The following is a 22,500-nucleotide window of genomic DNA, read 5'->3' on the forward strand; positions in this document are numbered from 1 at the left end:
GTGCCGATCACATCACTTCTTCGCATGATTCCACGTTCCCGTCGACTGAGGAAGTTCGCCGTTACCGACCCGGGCGATGGTCGATTCTGGTAAAATCTCGGTCTTTTCCTGCATTTGAATTTCGCGCGGCGGCTCGCGGCAACGGGGCACGCCCGCTCTTCCGGCTGGTCACCATGACGAACTCCTCTCCTGCTACGGCTGCGCTGATGGCTTCCGCCATCCGCGTCCTTTCCATGGACGCGGTCCAACAGGCCAACTCCGGTCACCCTGGCGCGCCGATGGGCATGGCCGATATCGCGGTCGCTCTCTGGGGCCGCCATCTCAAGCACAATCCCGTGAACCCGCACTGGGCCGATCGCGACCGCTTCGTGCTGTCGAACGGTCACGGCTCGATGCTCATCTACTCGTTGCTGCATCTGACGGGTTACGACCTGCCGATCGAAGAGCTCAAGCACTTCCGTCAACTGCACAGCAAGACGCCGGGTCACCCCGAAGTGGGTATCACCCCGGGCGTCGAGACGACCACGGGCCCGCTCGGTCAGGGCATTACCAACGCCGTGGGTTTCGCACTCGCCGAAGCGCTGCTCGCCAAGGAATTCAACCGCCCGGGCAACGACATCGTCGACCACTATACGTATGCATTCCTCGGCGACGGTTGCCTGATGGAAGGCATTTCGCACGAAGCCTGTTCGCTGGCAGGCACGCTGCGTCTGAACAAGCTGATCGCGCTGTACGACGACAACGGTATCTCGATCGACGGTGACGTCGAGTACTGGTTCGCCGACGATACCCCGAAGCGTTTCGAAGCCTATGGCTGGAACGTGATCCGCGGTATCGACGGTCATGACGTCGACGCCATCGACGCCGCCATCGCGCAAGCCAAGACATCGGATCGTCCGACGCTGATCTGCTGCAAGACGCTGATCGGCAAGGGCGCACCGAACAAGGAAGGCGGTCATGACGTGCACGGTGCTCCGCTGGGCGCCGACGAAATCGCCGCGACGCGCGCCGCGCTGGGCTGGAATCTGCCGCCGTTCGAAGTGCCGGCCGATGTCTACGCCGCGTGGGACGCCAAGGCTGCCGGTCAACAGGCCGAAGCTGCCTGGAACGAGCGTTTTGCCGCGTATCGCAGCCAGTTCCCGGCCGAAGCTGCCGAGTTCGAGCGCCGTATGAAGGGCGAACTGCCGGGCGACTTCAAGTCGGCCGCTGCCGCGCTCATCGCCAAGACCAACGAGAAAGCCGAAACGGTCGCTACGCGTAAAGCGTCGCAACTGGCCATCGAAGGGCTTGCCGCCGTGCTGCCGGAATTCCTGGGCGGCTCGGCCGACCTGACCGGCTCGAACCTCACGAACTGGAAGGCCAGCAAGGCCGTGCGCGCCAACGCAGAGGGCGTGCAGTTCGGTAATCACATCAACTACGGTGTGCGCGAGTTCGGCATGAGCGCCATCATGAACGGCATTGCGCTGCACGGCGGTTACATCCCGTTCGGCGGCACGTTCCTGACGTTCTCCGACTACAGCCGCAACGCGCTGCGCATGGCGGCGCTCATGAAGCTGCGCTCGATCTTCGTGTTCACGCACGATTCGATCGGTCTGGGTGAAGATGGCCCGACGCACCAGTCGATCGAGCACGTCTCGAGCCTGCGCCTGATTCCGCAAATGGACCTGTGGCGTCCGTGCGATACGACCGAGACGGCTGCCGCCTGGGTGGCTGCGGTCGAGCGTCACGACGGTCCGTCGAGTCTGGTGCTCAGCCGTCAGAACCTGCCGTTCGTCTCGCGCAGCGATGCGCAGATCGCGGACATCCGTCGTGGCGGTTATGTGCTGCGCGACGTGGCCAATCCGCAGATCGTGCTGATCGCGACCGGTTCGGAAATGGATCTGGCGCTCAAGGGCGCTGAAGCATTGGCCGCCGAGGGCATTGCCGCGCGTGTCGTGTCCATGCCGTCGACCAACGTGTTCGATCGTCAGGACAAGGCCTACCGCGAGAGCGTGCTGCCGCGCGGCGTGCCGCGTGTGGCCGTCGAGGCCGGTGTGACGGCGTTCTGGCACAAGTACGTCGGCCTGGAAGGCGGCGTGGTCGGCATCGACACCTTTGGCGAGTCGGCCCCGGCCGGCGTGCTGTTCAAACACTTCGGCTTCACCGTCGACCACGTGGTCGCGACGGTCAAGTCCGTGCTTGGCTGATTTCGTTAGACCTTACGGAGATACCCCCATGACCATTCGCGTCGCTATTAACGGCTACGGCCGTATCGGCCGCAACGTACTGCGTGCCCACTACGAAGGCGGTAAGAAGCACGACATCGAAATCGTCGCCATCAACGATCTCGGCAACGCACAGACGAACGCCCACCTGACGCAATACGACACGGCGCACGGCAAGTTCCCGGGCACCGTGACGGTCGACGGCGACTATATGGTCGTCAACGGCGACAAGATTCGCGTGCTGGCCAACCGCAACCCGGCAGAACTGCCGTGGGGCGAGCTGGGCGTGGACGTCGTGCTCGAGTGCACGGGCTTCTTCACCACGAAGGAAAAGGCCAGCGCTCACCTGAAGGGCGGTGCGAAGAAGGTCATCATCTCGGCCCCGGGCGGCAAGGATGTGGACGCAACGGTCGTGTTCGGCGTGAACGAAGGCGTGCTCAAGTCGACCGACACGGTCATCTCGAACGCTTCGTGCACCACGAACTGTCTGGCACCGCTGGTCAAGCCGCTGCACGACAAGATCGGTCTGGAAACGGGCCTGATGACGACCGTTCACGCTTACACGAACGACCAGGTGCTGACGGACGTCTATCACGAAGACCTCCGCCGTGCCCGTTCGGCCACGATGAGCATGATCCCGACGAAGACGGGCGCTGCTTCGGCCGTCGGTCTGGTGCTGCCGGAACTCAATGGCAAGCTGGATGGCTACGCGATCCGCGTCCCGACGATCAACGTGTCGATCGTCGACCTGTCGTTCATCGCCAAGCGCGATACGACGGTGGACGAAGTCAACGCGATCCTGAAGGAAGCTGCCGAAGGCTCGCTGAAGGCGATCGCCACGTACAACACGGCACCGCTGGTGTCCGTCGACTTCAACCACAACCCGGCATCGTCGAACTTCGACGGCACCCTGACGAAGGTCTCGGGTCGCCTGGTGAAGGTGAGCTCGTGGTACGACAACGAGTGGGGCTTCTCGAACCGCATGCTCGACACGACCGTCGCGCTGATGGCTGCGAAGTAAGTCGCTGTTGCTTGTCGACGTAAAAAAGCCGCTGTCGAAAGACGGCGGCTTTTTCTTTGCCTCGACGCAATTGACGGACTGCGATTTGAGGTGACGCGTGCCCCCGATTCATTCAAACGGGCAGCAAGAAGCGGGAAGATTCCCAGAATGCCTTCATAAGAAGACATTCTGATAATCTCATACTTAGTTTTTCTGGCGGTGTGGGCAAGGGTCCTTCGTGCAGCTGCCATACATCGCTAGCGAGTGCTCCTGGAGCGCGAAACCGCGTTCCTTGGCGATCAACTTCTGACGGCGTTCGATCTCGGCGTCGAAGAATTCCTCGACGCGACCGCAGTCCATGCACACGAGGTGATCGTGGTGATGGCCTTCGTTGAGTTCGAAAACGGCCTTGCCGGATTCAAAGTTGCTGCGCGACAATAGCCCGGCTTGTTCGAATTGGGTCAACACACGGTAAACCGTGGCCAGACCGATATCGAGATTTTCGCCGAGCAGATGACGATATACGTCTTCAGCGGTCAAGTGGCGCACCTCACTGTTCTGGAAGATTTCCAGAATCTTGAGGCGCGGAAGCGTGGCTTTCAGTCCGATATTTTTCAGATCGGCGGGATTCGGCATCGCTCTACGTCCCTAGAGTACAATACAGCCCCAATAATAATGCCTTTTTGCCTTGCCCGGGCGCAAACCGGGGCAAACGGGACGGTAGTGCCGTCAACGGGGGCGATGTGGCGGTGCGCACGGCGTGCCGGATCAAGTTCGATTTTTTTGAAAGCGAGTCAGATTTGCGTCGTTATCTCTCCCTTCCGTTCTCCGTCTGTGCAGCGGCGGCATTCCTGGCGCTGGCCGGCTGCTCGACGTATGACAGCGTGACCGACAAAGTGATCGGCGTGGTCACGCCGTATCGAATCAACATCGTCCAGGGCAACTTCGTGTCGAAGGAAGCCTACGATCAGCTCAAACCCGGCATGACGCGCGATCAGGTTCGTCAGTTGCTCGGTACGCCGCTGCTCACCGACATCTTCCACGCCAATCGCTGGGATTACGTCTTCTACTTCAAGCGCGGCAACGCGTCGGTGGTGCAGGAGCGTCACCTGAAGGTGTATTTCGAAGGCGATACGCTGGCCCGTTGGGAAGGCGGCGAGAATCTGCCGACGGAATACCAACTGGTGCAGGAAATCGACGGCCAGAAGGGCAAGACCGTGAAGACGGACGCGCCTGCCCCGTCGACGGCCAGTGCCGCCGCCGCCGAGGGCGCCGCACCGGCGCCCAATGCCGCAGCCGCTGCCCTGACCGCTACGCCGGCGCCGACCGATGTCGCGACGGTGTCGACGGATGCTGCCGCCAATGTGGCTGCCGCTGCGAAGCCGGCTCCGGCACCGTCCGCTACACCCGCCCTCAGCGCTCCCGCCTCAGGTACGGCAACCGGCACGGGATTGGTCCCGTCGCCGCGCGTGACCTCCGGCGGTGGCCTGTTCTCCGCACCGCAATAAGTTGCGGTAAGGTGCGGCAAGCCGCGCAAAGCCAGCAGAAAGAAGACGAAAGACTCACCATGATGAAGATTGCGATTGCAGGCGCCTCCGGCCGTATGGGCCGGATGCTGATCGAAACCGTGCTCGCGGCGGACGACGCCGAACTGGTCGGTGCGCTCGACCGCGAGGGCAGCCCCGCGCTGGGCATCGACGCCGGCGCTTTCCTTGGCCGCGACACGGGCGTCAAGATCACGTCGGATCTCGATGCCGCGCTTGCGAACGCCGAGTACCTGATCGACTTCACACGTCCGGAAGGTACGCTCGCGCATCTGGCGGCGGCGGAAAAGCACGGCGTGAAGATGATCGTCGGCACGACCGGCTTTTCGGAGGAAGACAAGGCCCTTCTGGCCAAGGGCGCGGAGCGTGTGGCCGTCGTCTTCGCACCGAACATGAGCGTGGGCGTGAACGCCACGTTCAAGCTGCTCGAGATCGCTGCCAAGATCCTGAACACGGGCTACGACATCGAAATCATCGAGGCGCATCACCGTCACAAGGTCGACGCGCCGTCGGGTACGGCACTGCGCATGGGCGAAGTCGTCGCCGAAGCGCTGGGCCGTGATCTGAAGGAATGCGCCATTTACGGCCGCGAAGGCGTGACCGGCGAGCGCGATCCGTCGACGATCGGTTTCGCGACGGTACGCGGTGGCGATATCGTCGGCGATCACACGGTGCTGTTCGCCGGCATCGGCGAGCGTATCGAGATCACGCACAAGTCGTCGAGCCGTCTGTCGTACGCACAGGGTTCGCTGCGTGCTGCCCGCTTCCTCGCACAGCACAAGACGGGCCTGTTCGACATGCAGGACGTGCTCGGCCTACGCTGATCCAGCGCGGGTTTGCACCGGGTGACTGATGGTGCGGCCGGGCGCCGTTCGGGGTGTTCCCTCGAGACGTCGCCGGCCTCACCGGCTCCCTTCGGGGCGCTTCGGGACTTTTCGTCCCCGGACGACATCTCCGGTGTGCCTACGCCTTCATTGAGGCGCGCGTCGTTCCAGTCCGATCACTTCGCCCGCCCGTGAGCGAGTGAAAGCGACGCAAAGACCTCACCCCCTCGCCGACGTGACGCCGAATCGACTCCCGGCGGCGTTATAATCATCGTTTTCCCCGGATCCGCCCTGTAAATCCTGCGTACCGCGCACCATGTGACGCGTACGCGCGGGGCCGAAACCGAGCCGAATCCTATCCGCCGACCCATCATGCAAGAAAAATACGTTCCCGCCGACGTCGAAGCCTCCGCCCAGTCTCACTGGCAGGCGATCGACGCCTACAAGACCACCGAGCGCGCGGATAAACAGAAATTCTATTGCGTCTCGATGCTGCCGTACCCGTCGGGCAAGCTGCATATGGGGCACGTGCGCAACTACACCATCAACGATGTGATGTACCGCCAGATGCGCATGCGCGGCTATAACGTGCTCATGCCGATGGGCTGGGACGCGTTCGGCATGCCGGCGGAAAACGCCGCGATGGCCAACGGCGTGCCGCCGGCCAAGTGGACGTACGACAACATCGATTACATGAAGAAGCAGATGCAGGCCATGGGCCTGGCGATCGACTGGTCGCGCGAAGTCGCCACCTGCAAGCCTGACTACTACCGCTGGAACCAGTGGCTGTTCCTGAAGATGCTCGAAAAGGGCGTCGTCTACCTGAAGACCGGTACGGTGAACTGGGATCCGATCGATCAGACCGTGCTCGCCAATGAGCAGGTGATCGACGGTCGCGGCTGGCGCTCGGGCGCGCTCGTCGAAAAGCGCGAAATCCCGATGTACTACATGCGCATCACGGAATACGCCGATGAATTGCTCGGCGACCTCGACGATCTCGGCTGGCCCGAGCGCGTGAAGGTGATGCAGCAGAACTGGATCGGCAAGAGCTTCGGCGTGAACTTCGGCTTCCCGTACGAACTCGATGGCGAGCAGAAGCTGCTGCGCGTGTTCACCACGCGTGCCGACACGATCATGGGCGTGACCTTCGCCGCGATTGCGGCCGAGCATCCGCTGGCAACGCGTCTTGCGGCCGACCGTCCCGACTTGCAGGCCTTCATCGCCGAGTGCAAGCAGGGTGGCGTGGCCGAGGCCGATATCGCCACGATGGAAAAGAAGGGCATGCCGACGGGTTTCTTCGTCACGCATCCGCTCACCGGCGACAAGGTCGAAGTCTGGATCGGCAACTACGTGCTGATGGGTTACGGCGAAGGCGCCGTGATGGGCGTGCCGGCGCACGATGAGCGCGACTTCGCGTTTGCGCGCAAGTACAACCTGCCGATCCGACAGGTCGTCGCCGTGGAAGGTCAGACGTATTCGACCGATGCCTGGCAAGCCTGGTACGGCGAGAAGGAAGGCACGCTGATCAACAGCGGCAAGTACGACGGTCTGGGCTTCGCGGCCGCCATCGATGCCATCGCCGCCGATCTCAAGGCAAAGGGCGCGGGCGACAAGCAGGTCACGTTCCGTCTGCGCGACTGGGGTATCTCGCGCCAGCGTTACTGGGGCACGCCGATCCCGATCATTCATTGCGACTCGTGCGGCGCGGTGCCGGTCCCTGAGAAGGACCTACCGGTCGTGTTGCCCGAGGATCTCGTGCCGGACGGCACGGGCAATCCGCTCGCCAAGTCCGAAGCGTTCCTGAAGTGCGATTGCCCGAAGTGCGGCAAGCCCGCACGCCGCGAGACGGACACGATGGACACCTTCGTGGATTCGTCGTGGTACTTCTCGCGCTACGCCTGCCCGGACGCCGAGACCATGGTCGACGAGCGGACCGACTACTGGATGCCGATGGATCAGTACATCGGCGGTATCGAACACGCGATTCTGCACTTGCTCTACTCGCGCTTCTGGACCAAGGTCATGCGCGATCTGGGGCTGGTGAGCTTCAAGGAACCGGCGCAGAACCTGCTCACCCAGGGCATGGTGCTCAACGAGACCTTCTATCGCGAAGACACCTCGGGCAAGAAGACGTGGTTCAACCCGCTCGACGTGCAGGTGCAGTTCGACGACAAGGGCCGTCCGCTCGGCGCCACGTCGAAGGCCGACGGCGGCGATGTGGCGCTCGGCGGCATCGAGAAGATGTCGAAGTCGAAAAACAACGGGGTGGACCCGCAGTCGCTGATCGATCAGTACGGTGCCGACACGGCCCGTCTGTTTGTGATGTTTGCCGCGCCGCCTGAGCAACAACTCGAATGGTCGGGTGCCGGTGTGGAAGGTGCGAGCCGCTTCCTGCGTCGCCTGTGGGGCTTCGGTCAGTCGCAGGCTGCGTTGCTGCGTCAGACGGATGCGGCCATCGATACGGCGAATCCTGCGGCGCAGGCACTGCGTCTCGAAATTCACAGCGTGCTCAAGCAAGCCAACTACGACTATCAGCGCGTGCAGTACAACACGGTCGTGTCGGCTGCGATGAAGATGCTCAACGCGATCGAAAGCGACAAGGGTGCCGCAGGCGCCGGTGCTGTGCGCGAGTGCTACGGCATTCTGCTGCGCGTGCTGTATCCGGTCGTGCCGCACGTCACGCATGGTCTGTGGGTGGAGCTGGGATACGCCGCCGAAGCGGGGGATCTGCTCGACGCCGCATGGCCGGAAGTCGACGAAGCGGCGCTCGTGCAAGATGAGATCGAGCTCGTGTTGCAAGTGGCCGGCAAGGTCCGCGGCGCGGTGCGCGTGGCGAAGGATGCCTCGCGCGAGGCCATCGAGCAGGCTGCGCTCGCACACGAGATGACGGCGAAGTTTGGCGAAGGCAAGCCGGTGAAGAAGGTGATCGTCGTGCCGGGCCGACTCGTGAACGTGGTGGTCTGAGGCATATCGCGATCCGTGTGATCCGATAAACGGGGCGGTGGAATACCGCCCCGGACGATTTGACGACGTTTGGTGAGAAGAGGGCACATCACGTGCAAATGACATCCGCGCAACGAGGCGTCGGCATGACGCGCAGGGTTTTCGGTTGGGTCGCATTGCTGGCGACTGCATTGGCGCTGAGCGCTTGCGGCTTCCAGTTGCGCGGCGCGAGCGAGTATGCGTTCCATCGCCTGTTCATTTCCGGCGGTGGGCAGATGGCCGTCGATATCTCCCGATATATCCGCTATGGCAGTAAAGGCACGATCGTCGTGACCGATCCCAAGGATGCGGACGCTCGTTTGGAGATCATCAGCGTTGCCAACACGCGTACGGCGGTGAGCCTCGACTCGAACGGTCAGGCGCGCGAATACGAGATGCGCAGCGCTTTTACGTTCCAGCTTGTCACGCCCGATGGCCGACCGATCATTCCGTTGACGACGATCCGCCTCGTCCGCAATCTCCCGTATAGCGATAGCGAATCGAATGCGCGCGACGCGGAAGCTGCGCTGCTCAACCGCGATATGCAAAAAGATGCCGTCGATCAGATCATCCGTCGCATGGAAGCTGTGAAGGAGATGCCTGACGTCAAGCCGGAAGAGTAACGCCCTAACGCTCGAATCTTTCGCTCGAATCTTTCTCAGGACGATATCCCCGCCGCCATGCAACTGCGCCCCGACGCGCTCGACGCGCACCTCGCCAAGACACTCTCGCCGATCTATACGATCTACGGCGACGAGAGCCTGCTTGTGCAGGAGGCGGTAGATCGCGTGCGTGCTGCGGCGCGTGCCGGCGGCTATACCGAGCGCGACGTGCTCAGCGTGGAGCGCAGCTTCGACTGGGGCGCGCTGGCCAACGCCGGGCAGTCGATGTCGCTCTTCGGCGATCGCAAGCTCATCGAGCTGCGTATTCCTGGCGGCAAGCCGGGCAAGGACGGTGGCGCAGCGCTCAAGGCGCATGCCGACGCCGCCAACAGCGACGTGCTCACCATCATCACGCTGCCCCGGCTCGATGCCGCGGCCAACAAGTCCGACTGGTTCACTTCGCTCGATCGTGTCGGCGTCACGGTGAAGGTCGATCCCGTCGACCGGGCCCGACTGCCGGACTGGATTGCCCAGCGTCTCGGTGCGCAGGGGCAACGTGTCGAATCCGGTGAGCCGGGGCGACGTGTGTTGCAGTTCATTGCCGATCGCGTCGAAGGGAATCTGCTCGCGGCGCATCAGGAAATTCAGAAGCTGGGTCTGCTGTATCCGTCGGGTGCGCTGACGTTCGAACAGGTGCAGGATGCCGTGCTGAACGTGGCGCGTTACGACGTCTTCAAGCTCAGCGAAGCCGTGCTGGCGGGTGACGTGGCGCGTCTCGTGCGCATGCTCGATGGCCTGCGCGGTGAGGGCGAGGCGGCACCGCTCGTGCTGTGGGCGCTGACGGAGGAAGTCCGCACGCTCGCCAAGATCACACGCGGTATGGCGTCGGGCAAACCGCTCGCGATGCTGCTGCGCGAATATCGTGTCTGGGGGCCGCGCGAACGGCTGATGGAACAGGCGGCCAATCGCGTCACGGCGCCCATGCTCGCTCAGGCGTTGCAACTGGCTGCGCGTCTGGACCGGCAGGTCAAGGGGTTGCGTGCCGACGGTTTGCCGGGCGATCCCTGGGACGGCATGCTGCAGCTCGGCTTGTTGCTCGCCGGCGAGCGACCGCCGATGGCGCGCTCTACCCGTGCCGGGCGTCCGGCACACGCGTAGATCGCGCCCATCCCCTGCAAATCCCCGCAAGCTTCGCGAGGTCTCCGCTCCCGGACGACGGGAGATGCGCCAGCAAGGTTGCCGCAATTGACGGACAATCTGACGCAACACCGGTGATGCGCGATGCCGGGGCGCCCGAATTGGCGAGCCTCGCTCGCTTCGACCATCCGCAGAACACTCTGGCGACACGTTCGCCGAACCGAAACCGACGACATGGATATCAAAGCCTACATGCAATCGCTGGGCCAACGCGCCCGCGAAGCATCGCGCGCAATGGCGCGTGCCGACACCGCTGCCAAGAACCGCGCGCTGCTAGCGATTGCCGACGCCATCGAGCGTGACGGTGCGAAATTGCAGGAAGTGAACCGCCGGGATCTCGAACGCGCTCGCGCCAACGGTCAGGACGCGGCGTTCATCGACCGCCTCACGCTGTCCGACAAAGCGCTGCGCACGATGATCGAGGGCCTGCGCCAGATCGCCGGGCTGTCCGATCCCATCGGCGAAATCAGCAACGTGCGTGTGCAGCCGAGCGGCATTCAGGTGGGGCAGATGCGTGTCCCGCTGGGGGTGATCGGCATCATTTACGAGTCGCGTCCGAACGTGACCATCGACGCCGCCGCACTTTGCCTCAAGTCGGGCAACGCGACCATTCTGCGTGGCGGCTCCGAAGCCATCGAAAGCAACACGGCGCTGGCGGCGCTCATCGCCGATGCACTGGCCGCGACCGGTCTGCCCGGCGACGCCGTGCAGGTCGTGAGCACCCCGGATCGTGCTGCCGTCGGCGAGCTCATCACCATGACCGAGTATGTCGACGTGATCGTGCCGCGCGGTGGCAAGAGCCTCATTGCCCGTCTGATGCAGGACGCGCGCGTGCCGATGATCAAGCACCTCGACGGCATCTGCCACGTTTATGTCGACGGTCTCGCCGATCCGGCCAAGGCGCTGGCGATCTGCGAGAACGCCAAGACGCACCGCTACGGCACCTGCAACACGATGGAGACGCTGCTTGTCGATCAGCAGGCCATCGATCAGTTGCCGGCCATTGCGCGCATGTTCCAGAGCAAGCAGGTGGAGCTGCGCGGTTGCGAGCGCACGCTCGCCGCACTCCAGGACGCCGGTGTGAGCGGCGCCATCGCCGCCACGGAAGAGGACTGGTCGACGGAGTATCTGGCACCGGTGCTCGCGATCAAGATCGTCGACGGCATGGCCCCGGCCATTGCGCACATCAATCGCTACGGTTCGCACCATACGGACGCCATCGTCACCGAGAACTACACCGACGCCATGCAGTTCCTGCGTGAAGTCGATTCGGCCAGCGTGATGATCAACGCGAGCACGCGTTTTGCGGACGGCTTCGAGTTCGGCCTCGGCGCGGAGATCGGTATCTCGAACGACAAGCTTCACGCGCGCGGCCCGGTCGGTCTCGAAGGGCTGACGAGCCTGAAGTATGTCGTGTTCGGTCACGGCGAAGTCCGTCAATAACTCGACACGACCGCCGACATTCTCGTCGACACGATCAACGACCCCCGTGTCGGCCACAGCGTCGATCCCTTCGTTTTCCAGATACGTCGAATGAAACTGCAAGCACTCGGCCCGGCCGATTTTCTGAAGATGCCGTGGAAGAACGGCCAGGGTGTGACGACGGAGTTGGCGGTATCGCGTCGCGCAGGTGAGGACGGCTTCGACTGGCGCATCAGCACGGCGACCGTCGCCGTGCCGGGGCCGTTCTCGGTGTTCGCGGGCATCGATCGCTCGCTTGCCATCGTGCGTGGCGGCACGTTGACGCTGGCGGTCGAAGGGCGTTCGGGCGTCACGCTCACGACGCGCACGTCGCCGTATGCTTTCCCTGGCGAGTTGGCGGTCAGCAGCACGCCGTCGCTCGAAGTGGACGGCGTGCCGATCGACGACTTCAACGTCATGACGCGTCGCGACGGCTGGCAGCACACGCTGGCGCAGCATCGTCTCGAAGGCGAAGCGCTGACGTGGACGCTACCGAATACCGTCGATGCCGTCGCGTTTCTCTACTGCGCGCAAGGCGACGTGCAGGTGTCGTTCCGCGATGGGCCGACGCTTGTCGTGCCGGCCGGCCACGCCCTCCGTATCGACGCAGGCGCGACGGATGGGATCGCGGATGACGCCGATGTCTGCGAACTGCGCGCGGTCACCCCTTTGGCAGACGTCTTCCTGACGACGGTCGCTCGCCGCTAGTCTTCGATATCCGGCGGCCTTGCCGGAGCGCCCATGCGGCGCCATAGCGATGGCACAGGCCGAAGCTGCGCAACGTGACTGCTCAACGTCACTCGCCGCTCGGCCGCTTCCCCGCTTCCCCGCTTCCTCGATTCCCCCTATCCCGACGCCAAGCACATCAGCCGCTTCGGGCTACGCGCTCCCTTGCGCCCCTCAGGTCAATCCCAATACTTTTCCGATCAGCAAAACGGCATACTTCGATTTATCCATCCATAAATCAAAGTTCCACCCATGAAACAATTAAGCGATGACTTTGCGCAAGGCAGGGCGCGATGGACCCGCTGAGCGACGTCCTTGGTGACCTGCGCGCGGATGCTGTCGTCACCGGCCGTTTCACCTTCGGGGCACCGTGGTCACTGCGCAAACCGGCACTCGACGGCGCGCCGTTTCGCACGGCAACGGGCGAGCCGTTCTATCTCGTCGTGGCGGGCATGGCGCCGTTGCGCGTCGAACCGGGGGATTGCGTACTGTTGCCCCACGGCCATGAGCATGTGATGTGTTCGTCGCTCGACGAGACGCCCGTCGTCTTCGAAGCCATGATGTCGGCACAGGGGATCGAGCCACGCCTCGACACGCCACTGGCTTTTCGCGCAGGCGGCGACGGCGCAGTGAGCGATCTTTACACCGGTGTCGTGATGTTCCGCGAGCGGGTGCGCAATCCGCTGCTGGCATCGCTTCCGCCGGTGATCCACATTCGTGCCGGCGACCCCGCCGTGCCGGCATTGCTGACGACGACCATCGCCGGTTTCATCGAAGAGTCGATGCAGCGCGGCGCCGGCTGGCGGGTGGCCGTGGCGCGTCTGGCCGACGTACTGTTCGTGCAGATTCTGCGCGCGTATCTCGGCAAGCACGGCAGCGCGAGCACGCATTGGCTGCGCGGGATGACGAATCTGCAACTGGGGCGGGCTATCGCGTCCATGCACGAGGCGCCGCAACGCTCGTGGACCGTCGAACAACTCGCTGCCATCGCGGGCATGTCGAGATCGAAGTTCTGTCTGCGCTTTCGCGAACTCGTCGGCGAGTCGCCGATGACGTATCTCACCACGCACCGAATGTATCTCGCCGCAGAGCGTCTGGCGGGCGCTGGTGCGCGTGTCTCCGATGTGGCCGATGCCGTTGGCTACGCCTCCGAGAAAGCCTTTACGCGGGCCTTTCGCCGATGCTACGGCCTGCCACCGCGCGAGTATCTCCGGAGCTGCGAGCTGGGGCATTGAGCGCCTGAGGGTTTTCCCGTCTCTGGACGAACGGCATCCTTTTCGGGCCGCACGGCCGTTGTCCGGCAATTTCCTCGTTGTGAGAATTCACTCGCCATCTGTCAGCGCCCCGAGCGTTCGGGCGCAGCCGGCGGCAGTCACAACGGGAGAGTCAATGGAATTCCAGCTCAACGGGCGACCCTTCGTCTTCGACGGCGAAGACGACACGCCATTGCTATGGGTGATTCGCGACGCGGCGGGCCTCACCGGCACCAAATACGGTTGCGGCATCGGCGCGTGTGGCGCCTGCACGGTACATCTCGACGGCGTGGCCACGCGCACCTGCGTCCTGCCGGTCTCGGCAGTGGCCGGCAAGCGCATCACAACCATCGAAGCCCTGTCGCCTGCGCGTTCGCATCCGATTCAGCAGGCGTGGATTGCCAAGGACGTGCCGCAATGCGGCTACTGCCAGTCCGGCATGGTGATGGCCGCCGCTGCGTTGCTCGACAAGCACCCGAAGCCGACCGGCGCACAAATCGACGAGGCGATGACCAATCTTTGCCGGTGCGCCACCTATCACCGTATCCGCGAGGCGATCCATGACGCAGCCAAACGCTGAACCGACGATGATCGCCGCCGAGCGCGCGACGACGAATGCCCCGACCTCGCCGTCGCGACGTCACTGGCTCAAGGGGATGTCGCTGACTGTCGGCAGTCTGATGATCCCGATATCCGCATCGTGGCTCGCCAGCCCGGAAGCGCGTGCCGCCGGTGACGCCCTCGTCGAGATCAACGACTGGATTCGTATCGATGCCGACGGCACGACCGTGCTCGGCCTGTCGCAATGCGAAGTCGGGCAGGGCGTGTACACCGGATTACCTCAGGTGCTGGCCGACGAACTGGATGCCGACTGGCGGCGCGTGCGCGTTGAGTTCGTGACGGCGCGCGATGCGTATCGCACTGCTGCCGCCAACGAAGCCTTGCAGCAATTCGTCGGCGCATCGATGTCGGCGACGCTGTTCTACGAGCGCCTGCGCATTGCCGGGGCGCAGGCGAGGGAAGCGCTCGTCACGGTGGCTGCGCGGCGCTTCGGCGTTCGCACGACCAACTGCGTGACGAAAGACGGCCGCGTGCTGCACCCGCAGTCCGGCCGCTCGTTCGGCTACGGCGAACTGGTCACCGAGGCGGCGAAACTGCCACTCAACCCGCATCCGCGACTGAAGAACGATAGCGCGCATGCGTTGATCGGCAAGTCGGTGGCGCGTCTCGATACTCCGCCGAAAGTCGACGGCTCGGCCGTCTTCGGCATCGACGTGAAAGTGCCGGACATGTTGTGCGGCGCGATTCGCATGGCGCCGACGTCCGGTGGCGTGCCGCTGTCGGTGCGTAACCGCGACGAGATCCAGTCGCGCAAAGGCGTGCACGGCGTAGTGCTGGCCAAGGATGCCGTGATCGTGGTGGCCGACGACTACTGGCGCGCGAAGCGGGCCTGCGACGCGCTCGACGTCGAATGGAACGCCGGCCCTGCCGCCGACAGCACGACGATTCTCGCGCAGCGTCGCGAGGCGCTGATGCATGCCCGGGGCGGCGTCGCCACGAACATCGGCGACGCGCAAGGACTGATCGCCGCGGGTGGCAAGGTCGTGACGGCGGAATATCACACGCCCTACATCGTCCACGCGACGATGGAACCCGTGAATGCCACGGTGCACGTACGCAAGGACAAAGGCGAAATCGAAGTCTGGGGCCCGATTCAGGGGCAGGACAAAGTGCGCTGGGCGCTCGGCGGCATCTTCAAGCTGCCGCCGGAGAAAGTCATCGTGCACACGACCTTCCTCGGCGGCAGTTTCGGACGCAAGTACGTGCCCGACTTCGTGATTCACGCGGCGGTGGCGTCGGCGGCCGTAGGGCGCCCCGTCAAGGTGATTCGCTCGCGTGAGGACGACATTCGTCACGGCTTCTATCGCCCCTGTGCCTCGGGTCGCTTCCAGGCCGTGCTCGGCAACGACGGATTGCCCAGGGCGATGCACCTGCGCGTGGCCGGACAGTCGATGTACAACGTGATCAAGAAGGATCACTACGAGAAGGCGGGTTACGACGAGACCATGCTCGACGGGCTTTACGACCTCGTCTACGCGGTACCGAATCTGCTGGTCGAAGGCATCGACGTGCCGCAACCGAACATTCCCGTGAGTTTCATGCGATCGGTCGGGTCGACGTCGAGCGTCTTCTTCCTTGAGAGTTTCATCGACGAGTTGGCGGACGCGGCCGGCATCGACGCCATCGACTATCGCAAACGTCTGCTCCGGCACGATCCGCTGGCCACCCGGGTGATCGAGACGACCGTGACGTCCGCCGGATGGCACGCGAAGCCCCGGCCCGGCGTGCATCGCGGCTTCGGCTACTGCACGTACACCGGGCGTGGTGCGGCCTTCTCGACATACGTCGCGGTCGCTGTGGAGCTGCGCATCGTGAACGATCGTTTCAAGATCGAACGCGTGGTGTGTGGTGTCGATTGCGGCCGGTCGATCAACCCCAACCTCATCCGCGCAAACATCGAAGGCGGCATCGGGTTCGCGTTGACCAACACCTTCAAGAGCCAGATCACGTTTGCGAACGGCGGCGTGGAGCAAAGCAACTTCGGCGATTACCCGCTGCTGTATCTCGTGGAGATGCCGAAGATCGAGACGGTGATCCTGCCCAGCGACCGTCCGCCACAAGGTTGCGGCGAGGTATCGCTGCCGCCGATGGCGCCGGCGGTCGCGCAGGCGATTCGCCGGGCCACAGGTGTACGTCCTCGCTCGATGCCGTTGCCGCAGACCGTGACCGAAGCGCACGCGTTGGCGAGCTCCGGTGCGTCGGAGAGCCGCCGTACGTAATACGCGTTTATCGCAATCCTCCCCCCATCCGGCAGGGCGTGACGCGCACTCATGAGGCGTCTCGCGATGTCGGGCTCGCAGTGCATGACGGTAGTGTAGTTCGTAGTCCAATATAAATAAGGGAATGTCATGAAACGCAAGGTTTGGATGGCGATGGCAATGGCGATGACGTCAACGCTCGCGGCAGGCGGCGCCAAAGCGGATGGGTTGCAGATCTACGGGATTCTCGACAACAGCGTGGAATACCTCAGCAACGCGGGCGTGGCGGCGAACGGCAACAAGTCGTCGCTCTTTCGGGTGAGTAACGGATCGCAGGCGCCGAACCGCTTCGGCTTCAAAGGCTCGGAGGATCTCGGCGGCGGACTCAAGGCGATCATGCAGCTCGAAGCCGGTTTCAACCTCGATTCGGGGCAGTTGCAGCAGGGCGGACGGATGTTCGGACGTCAGGCGTATGTCGGGCTTCAGAACGGCTGGGGCGCGCTGACCATCGGCCGTCAGAAGAATCTGATTTACGACGCGTTCCTCGAACTCGACCCGCTTTCGTATTACAGCTACTCGTTACCGGCGCTGGACGCCCAGTTCGTCGGCAAGGCCGACAACTCGATCAAGTACGCGGGCAGCTTCAACGGTTTCAAGGTCGCGGGTTTGTTCTCGACGGGCTACGACGCCACGATTGCCAACGGCGCACAGGTGCCGGGCGAATGGCGTGTGGGCAAGGAGTACAGCGTGTCGGTGGGCTACGCCAACGGGCCGCTCAATGTCTCGCTGGTGTATGACCAGCAGCAGGGCACGTCCGTCGCGACGCAGGGCAGAACGACCCAGCGTGTGGCCGCCGGTGCGAGCTACGCCCTAGGCAACTTCAAGCCGTATGTCGGCTACCAGTGGTATCTGAGCGATGTGCCGGGGGTGGCCGGACGTAACGAGTTGTACTTCGCGGGCCTGCAATACCGGCCGGTGACCGAGGTGATTCTGTCGGGCGCGATTTACTACAACAACATCACCTCGTCGAATCAACATCCGTATCTGCTGGCGGCGAATGCGGCGTACCTGCTGTCCAAGCGTACGCAGTTGTTCGCGGAGGTCGGATTCTCACGCAACCAGAACGGCTCGAATCTCGGCGTGACGGGGTACGGCATGAGCGTGGTACCGGGAAGCAACCAACTGGGTGTGGCAGTGGGGCTGTCGCACTTCTTCTGAACGCCACCACTGCGGACTTCAGAGGCGGCACCGTCACCGCCTCGTCGTGCGACGTCGACCCGGGGGGGAGGGCGTCGCAGGAAGTATCGGACGCGCCCGGTGCCAGGCACAGTGCCGGGCGCGGGTCCGATCGCCGACATGAATCCAACATGACGCCGACGTGACACCGCCCGACGCCTCTATGCCGCGTGAAGCCACAAAAAAAGGACATCCGGAGATGTCCTTTTTCGTATCGGCCGATGACCCGTTGCGGGGTCATCGAAGCGACAGACTAAGCCGCTTAGTGACGGAAGTGACGCGTGCCCGTCATCAGCATGGCGATGTTGCGTTCATCGGCAGCGGCGATGACTTCGTCGTCGCGCATCGAGCCGCCCGGGTGGATCACGCAGGTCGCGCCAGCGTCGACCACCACGTCGAGACCGTCACGGAACGGGAAGAAGGCATCCGACGCCACGGCCGAACCGTTGAGCGACAGACCGGCGTTCTGCGCCTTGATGCTTGCGATACGTGCCGAATCCACACGGCTCATCTGACCGGCGCCCACGCCGAGGGTCATGCCGCCGGCGCAGAACACGATGGCGTTCGACTTGACGTACTTCGCCACGCGCCAGGCGAACAACAGGTCTTCCATTTCCTTGGGCGTCGGGTGACGCTTCGTGACCACGCGCAGTTCGTGCGGTGCCACGTTCTTCGCGTCCGGCGACTGGACGAGCAGGCCACCGCCCACGCGCTTGAAGTCGTACTGGTTCACGCCGTTGCCCAGCGGCACTTCGAGCAGACGCACGTTCTGCTTGGCGGCGAAGATTTGCTTGGCGGCGTCGGTGAACGACGGCGCCAGCAGCACTTCCACGAATTGCTTGGACACGGCTTGTGCTGCGGCTTCGTCGACTTCGCGGTTGAAGGCGATGATGCCGCCGAAGGCTGACGTCGGATCGGTCTGGAAGGCCTTCGCGTAGGCGTCGGCCGGCGATGCCGCCACGGCCACGCCGCACGGGTTCGCGTGCTTGATGATCACGCAGGCGGGCGCTTCGAACGTCTTCACGCATTCCCACGCGGCATCGGCGTCAGCGATGTTGTTGTACGACAGTTCCTTGCCCTGCAACTGACGGTAGTTCGCCAGCGCGCCTTCCGGCGTGACGATGTCACGGTAGAACGCCGCGCTCTGGTGCGGGTTCTCGCCGTAGCGCATGTCCTGCACCTTGGTGTACGCGAGGTTCAGCGTGGCCGGGTAGGCCGAGCGCTCGCTGTGACGCAGCGATTCGCCGAGGCTCGTCAGGTAGTTCGTGATCGCGCCGTCGTACTGGGCCGTGTGCGCGAACACCTTCGTGGCGAGACGGAAGTTCGTGGCGTAGCCGACGGTGTTGCCGTTCGCCTTCATTTCGTCGAGTACCACGGCGTAGTCGGCCGGATCGACGATGACGGTGACGTCGCGATGGTTCTTGGCCGCCGAGCGCAGCATGGTCGGGCCGCCGATGTCGATGTTCTCGATGGCGTCTTCGAGCGAGCAGTCGTCCTTGGCGATCGTCTGCACGAACGGGTACAGGTTCACCACGAGCAGGTCGATCGTCGGAATGGCGTGCTTGTCGAGTGCCGCCATGTGTTCAGGCAGGTCGCGACGCGCCAGAATGCCGCCGTGCACCTTCGGATGCAGCGTCTTCACGCGGCCGTCGAGCATTTCCGGAAAGCCGGTGTAGTCGGCGACTTCGGTCACCTTCAGACCCGCGTCGGCCAGCAGTTTGGCGGTGCCGCCAGTGGAGAGAATCGACACGCCTTGGGCGGCGAGCGACTTGGCGAAGTCGACGATGCCGGTCTTGTCGGAGACGGAAATAAGAGCTTGCTTGATCATGACGGACGGTAGTGAAGCGGCAAAAACGGGCGGGTGGACGCGAAGGCGCGAGATCGGCCGGGGACGGTGAACCCCTTACAGCAGACCGTGCTGCTGCAACTTCTTGCGCAGCGTGTTGCGGTTGATCCCCAGATACTCCGCGGCGAGCGACTGGTTGCCGTCGGCCTTGCCGAGCACGAACTCGAGCAGGGGTTTTTCGACGACCGAGACGACCATATCGTAGACATCGTGTGGCCGTGCGCCGTCCAGATCGCGGAAATACATATCCAGACTGTCGCGCACAGATTGTTCTATGTTTGCTTTGCTCATGCGGCTAATAGCTCCCTCGGAGATTCTTGTTCATAGCAGAGGCGGTCCGAGTGCGCCTTCTGCTCTTCGAAAAACTCGTTGACCGCAGCCAACTGTTCCTGCGTGGTGTCGAGCGTATTCATACGCTGGCGGAACGTGGCTGCCCCCGGCAGGCCACGCGAATACCACGCGATATGCTTACGCGCGGTCCGTACACCGGTGTACTCCCCGTAGAACTCGTAATGGTCTTCGAGGTGTTCGTTCATGATCTGCTGGATCTCGTCGACGCGCGGCGGCAAGGCGATCTCGCCCGTCGTGAGAAAGAGTTCGATGTCGCGGAACAACCAGGGGCGCCCCTGCGCTGCCCGGCCGATCATGATGGCGTCTGCGCCCGTGACTTCGAGCACGTGCTTCGCTTTCTGCGCCGACGTGATGTCCCCGTTGGCCACGACCGGAATGCGCGCGGCAGCCTTCACGGCGGCGATGGTCTCGTATTCGGCGTCGCCGTGATAGAGATCGGCGCGCGTGCGGCCGTGCACCGTCAGCATGCTGATGCCGCAGTCTTCGGCAATGCGTGCGACGGTGAGCGCATTCTTGTGCTCGCGATCCCAGCCCGTGCGAATCTTCAGCGTGACCGGCACCACATCGCCCACGGCGCCCACGACGGCAGACACGATGCGTGCGACCAGCGGTTCGTTCTGCAACAGGGCCGAACCGGCCGCCACGTTGCAGACCTTCTTGGCCGGGCATCCCATGTTGATGTCGATGATCTGCGCGCCGCGCTCGACGTTGTAGCGGGCTGCCTCGGCCATCATGGCCGGATCGGCGCCCGCGATCTGCACGGAGATCGGCGCGACTTCGCCCGCGTGATTGGCGCGGCGCATCGTCTTCTCGCTCTTCCACAACTGGGCGTTGGAGGCCACCATTTCCGACACGGCATAGCCCGCGCCCAGTCGTTTGCACAACTGGCGGAACGGACGATCCGTCACACCCGCCATGGGGGCGACGAACAGGTTATTGCGGAGTTCGTGGGGACCGATACGCACGATGAAGGGGAAAAGCCGGAAAAAAGATCGCTATTTTACTGCGAAAACCCGTCCCCGTCGCCTAAAAATTGTGCAATCTTTCGGGCGGCCCTGTCCGGAAAGGCCCCCCTGCGCAACCTCTCAGCCGCGTTGGCCGAACATCATCTGCCGTGCGAAAGCCGTTTTCAGTGGCGGAACGAGGTCCAGACTGGCGAGCGCCATGCCACGCAGCACGGCCACCGGCGTGGCGTCGATGCCAAACACCCGGGGCAGCAGATCGGTAATGCGGATGGTCAGCCCCCGGTCGGTGCGGCGACGACGCGCGAAGGCGGTCAGTGCTGCGGGGCCGGGAACGCCTCGGTGGGATGTGGTTGCGCGGCTGTCGCGCACGAGCGCGTCGGCGAGGTCGAAGGCGTCGCGCAGGCCGAGGTTGAGTCCCTGTCCCGCGACCGGATGCAGCGTTTGCGCCGCATTGCCGATGGCGGCGACGCGCGCGTCGACCACCTGCCCCAACGCGTTCAGACCGAGAGGGAAACCCGCGCGTGCGGTAATCGATGTGAATTTACCCATTCTGTCGCCGAATGCCTGATGGAGTTCGGCGAGGAACGCCGCGTCCGCCAGTTCGCGGCGGCGTTCGGCTTGCGCGTGCGAGCAGCACCACACGAGCGCATAACCGTTTTCCTGCGGCAGCAAGGCGAGCGGGCCGTCGGCGGTGAAGCGCTCCCACGCCCAGCCGATGCGCGGCCGCTCGCAGGTCACGAAGCCGACGAGCGCCGTCTGGCCGTAATCGCGGGCCCGCGGGCGTGCCGTCTGCCCCTCGAACAGGCCGCCTTCGGCGTTCACCGCGAGCGTGGCGCGCAGCGTGTGCGCCTGATCGTCGAGCGACGTGCCGAGGGTGAGGGTGACTTGCTGACTGTCCTGACGCAGGGCGATCGCGCGATAGGGACGGAAGTGATGCAGGCCAGGCAGGTCTGGCGTATCCGAGTCGAGCACGTCGTGCTGCCCGGGCGCGGCCTTGAGCGAGCCCGCCTGCGGCGCGTGCTCGAAGCGGGCGGGCAACTGCGCGGTCGCGGTGTCGAGCGCACGCATGAGGGCGCCGTACCGGACAACGTAGCCGAGCGCCGGCACGCCGTGATCGAGATAGTCGATTTCGGTGCTGCCGAAGCGCTGCGCCTGCGACACGTGAATGTGCTGGATCGGCGTGCTCGGTAGCGCAGGTGGGGCGCCGCGCTCGTGCGGCCATGCGCCGGCGCGCGCGAGGATTTCACGGCTGCCGTGCGAGAGCGCGAGCGTGCGCGGGTCGTCGTAACCCGCTTGCGGGCCGCGCCCGTCCACCAGAGCGATTCGCAATTGCGGTGCGCGTTGCGCCAGCAGCAGCGCAAGCGTGGTGCCGACCGGGCCGGCACCGACGATGGCTACGTCGAAACGGCCGACGGCGCGCGGGGGCGCCGTCTGTCCGTCGGTGGCTGACGTAGCTGAAATAGCGGAAGCCTGAGCGTTCATCATCGGTC

General features: G+C 64.0%; 18 protein-coding genes. 13 read left to right on the forward strand and 5 right to left on the reverse strand.

The window, feature by feature from the left end:
• Positions 1 to 173: 173 nt before the first annotated feature.
• Together tkt and gap are read left to right on the forward strand one after the other, a co-directional pair.
• On the forward strand, positions 174 to 2,186 hold the full coding sequence (gene tkt / locus A9762_RS05335; protein ID WP_069340997.1) for a transketolase: 2,013 nt from the start codon (positions 174 to 176) through the stop codon (positions 2,184 to 2,186).
• A 28-nt stretch (positions 2,187 to 2,214) separates the two neighbouring features.
• Positions 2,215 to 3,225, forward strand: coding sequence for a type I glyceraldehyde-3-phosphate dehydrogenase (gene gap, locus A9762_RS05340; protein WP_044457102.1), 1,011 nt, complete (start codon positions 2,215 to 2,217; stop codon positions 3,223 to 3,225).
• A gap of 183 nt (positions 3,226 to 3,408) precedes the next feature.
• On the opposite strand, the gene fur is transcribed toward gap, so the two are convergent.
• Positions 3,409 to 3,840 (reverse strand): ferric iron uptake transcriptional regulator, encoded by a 432-nt coding sequence (gene fur / locus A9762_RS05345; RefSeq protein WP_039393197.1) that lies wholly within the window; start codon positions 3,838 to 3,840, stop codon positions 3,409 to 3,411.
• A 164-nt stretch (positions 3,841 to 4,004) separates the two neighbouring features.
• Between fur and A9762_RS05350 the strand changes: the two genes are divergently transcribed.
• From A9762_RS05350 to A9762_RS05400, 11 genes are all read left to right on the forward strand, one after another.
• Positions 4,005 to 4,712: an outer membrane protein assembly factor BamE gene (locus A9762_RS05350; RefSeq protein ID WP_083253664.1), complete on the forward strand. Its 708-nt coding sequence runs from the start codon at positions 4,005 to 4,007 to the stop codon at positions 4,710 to 4,712.
• A 62-nt stretch (positions 4,713 to 4,774) separates the two neighbouring features.
• The gene (gene dapB / locus A9762_RS05355) at positions 4,775 to 5,572 is read left to right on the forward strand and encodes a 4-hydroxy-tetrahydrodipicolinate reductase (RefSeq protein WP_069341031.1); all 798 of its coding nucleotides are present in this window, start codon (positions 4,775 to 4,777) and stop codon (positions 5,570 to 5,572) included.
• 372 nt (positions 5,573 to 5,944) lie between these two features.
• The gene (gene leuS, locus A9762_RS05360) at positions 5,945 to 8,536 is read left to right on the forward strand and encodes a leucine--tRNA ligase (RefSeq protein ID WP_069340999.1); all 2,592 of its coding nucleotides are present in this window, start codon (positions 5,945 to 5,947) and stop codon (positions 8,534 to 8,536) included.
• A 125-nt stretch (positions 8,537 to 8,661) separates the two neighbouring features.
• Positions 8,662 to 9,177: an LPS assembly lipoprotein LptE gene (lptE, locus tag A9762_RS05365; protein WP_069341000.1), complete on the forward strand. Its 516-nt coding sequence runs from the start codon at positions 8,662 to 8,664 to the stop codon at positions 9,175 to 9,177.
• A gap of 57 nt (positions 9,178 to 9,234) precedes the next feature.
• Complete coding sequence (gene holA, locus A9762_RS05370; RefSeq protein ID WP_069341001.1) at positions 9,235 to 10,314, forward strand: DNA polymerase III subunit delta; 1,080 nt, start codon at positions 9,235 to 9,237, stop codon at positions 10,312 to 10,314.
• A gap of 213 nt (positions 10,315 to 10,527) precedes the next feature.
• Entirely contained in the window at positions 10,528 to 11,796 is a 1,269-nt protein-coding gene (locus A9762_RS05375) for a glutamate-5-semialdehyde dehydrogenase (protein ID WP_069341002.1), read from the forward strand.
• Positions 11,797 to 11,886: 90 nt separating this feature from the next.
• Positions 11,887 to 12,522, forward strand: a complete 636-nt coding sequence (locus tag A9762_RS05380) for a HutD family protein (protein WP_083253652.1) — start codon at positions 11,887 to 11,889, stop codon at positions 12,520 to 12,522.
• A 311-nt stretch (positions 12,523 to 12,833) separates the two neighbouring features.
• Positions 12,834 to 13,775 (forward strand): AraC family transcriptional regulator, encoded by a 942-nt coding sequence (locus tag A9762_RS05385; protein WP_069341003.1) that lies wholly within the window; start codon positions 12,834 to 12,836, stop codon positions 13,773 to 13,775.
• Positions 13,776 to 13,929: 154 nt separating this feature from the next.
• Positions 13,930 to 14,373, forward strand: a complete 444-nt coding sequence (locus tag A9762_RS05390; protein WP_069341004.1) for a (2Fe-2S)-binding protein — start codon at positions 13,930 to 13,932, stop codon at positions 14,371 to 14,373.
• A gap of 7 nt (positions 14,374 to 14,380) precedes the next feature.
• On the forward strand, positions 14,381 to 16,633 hold the full coding sequence (locus A9762_RS05395; protein WP_069341033.1) for a molybdopterin cofactor-binding domain-containing protein: 2,253 nt from the start codon (positions 14,381 to 14,383) through the stop codon (positions 16,631 to 16,633).
• A 129-nt stretch (positions 16,634 to 16,762) separates the two neighbouring features.
• On the forward strand, positions 16,763 to 17,830 hold the full coding sequence (locus A9762_RS05400) for a porin (protein WP_069341005.1): 1,068 nt from the start codon (positions 16,763 to 16,765) through the stop codon (positions 17,828 to 17,830).
• A gap of 280 nt (positions 17,831 to 18,110) precedes the next feature.
• Here A9762_RS05400 and purH read toward each other — a convergent pair whose 3' ends face one another.
• The 4 genes from purH to A9762_RS05420 form a co-directional block, all read right to left on the reverse strand.
• Positions 18,111 to 19,676, reverse strand: a complete 1,566-nt coding sequence (gene purH, locus A9762_RS05405; RefSeq protein ID WP_069341006.1) for a bifunctional phosphoribosylaminoimidazolecarboxamide formyltransferase/IMP cyclohydrolase — start codon at positions 19,674 to 19,676, stop codon at positions 18,111 to 18,113.
• Positions 19,677 to 19,751: 75 nt separating this feature from the next.
• The gene (locus A9762_RS05410; protein WP_039393174.1) at positions 19,752 to 19,985 is read right to left on the reverse strand and encodes a Fis family transcriptional regulator; all 234 of its coding nucleotides are present in this window, start codon (positions 19,983 to 19,985) and stop codon (positions 19,752 to 19,754) included.
• Entirely contained in the window at positions 19,982 to 21,010 is a 1,029-nt protein-coding gene (gene dusB / locus A9762_RS05415) for a tRNA dihydrouridine synthase DusB (RefSeq protein ID WP_083253654.1), read from the reverse strand. Before dusB ends, A9762_RS05410 begins: the two co-directional genes overlap by 4 nt.
• A 120-nt stretch (positions 21,011 to 21,130) precedes the next feature.
• Positions 21,131 to 22,492: a UbiH/UbiF/VisC/COQ6 family ubiquinone biosynthesis hydroxylase gene (locus A9762_RS05420; protein ID WP_069341034.1), complete on the reverse strand. Its 1,362-nt coding sequence runs from the start codon at positions 22,490 to 22,492 to the stop codon at positions 21,131 to 21,133.
• Between the last annotated feature and the right edge of the window lie 8 nt (positions 22,493 to 22,500).

Origin of the sequence: Pandoraea sp. ISTKB (assembly GCF_001721285.1) — a bacterium.
In the GTDB taxonomy this organism is placed as follows: Bacteria; Pseudomonadota; Gammaproteobacteria; order Burkholderiales; family Burkholderiaceae; genus Pandoraea; species Pandoraea capi.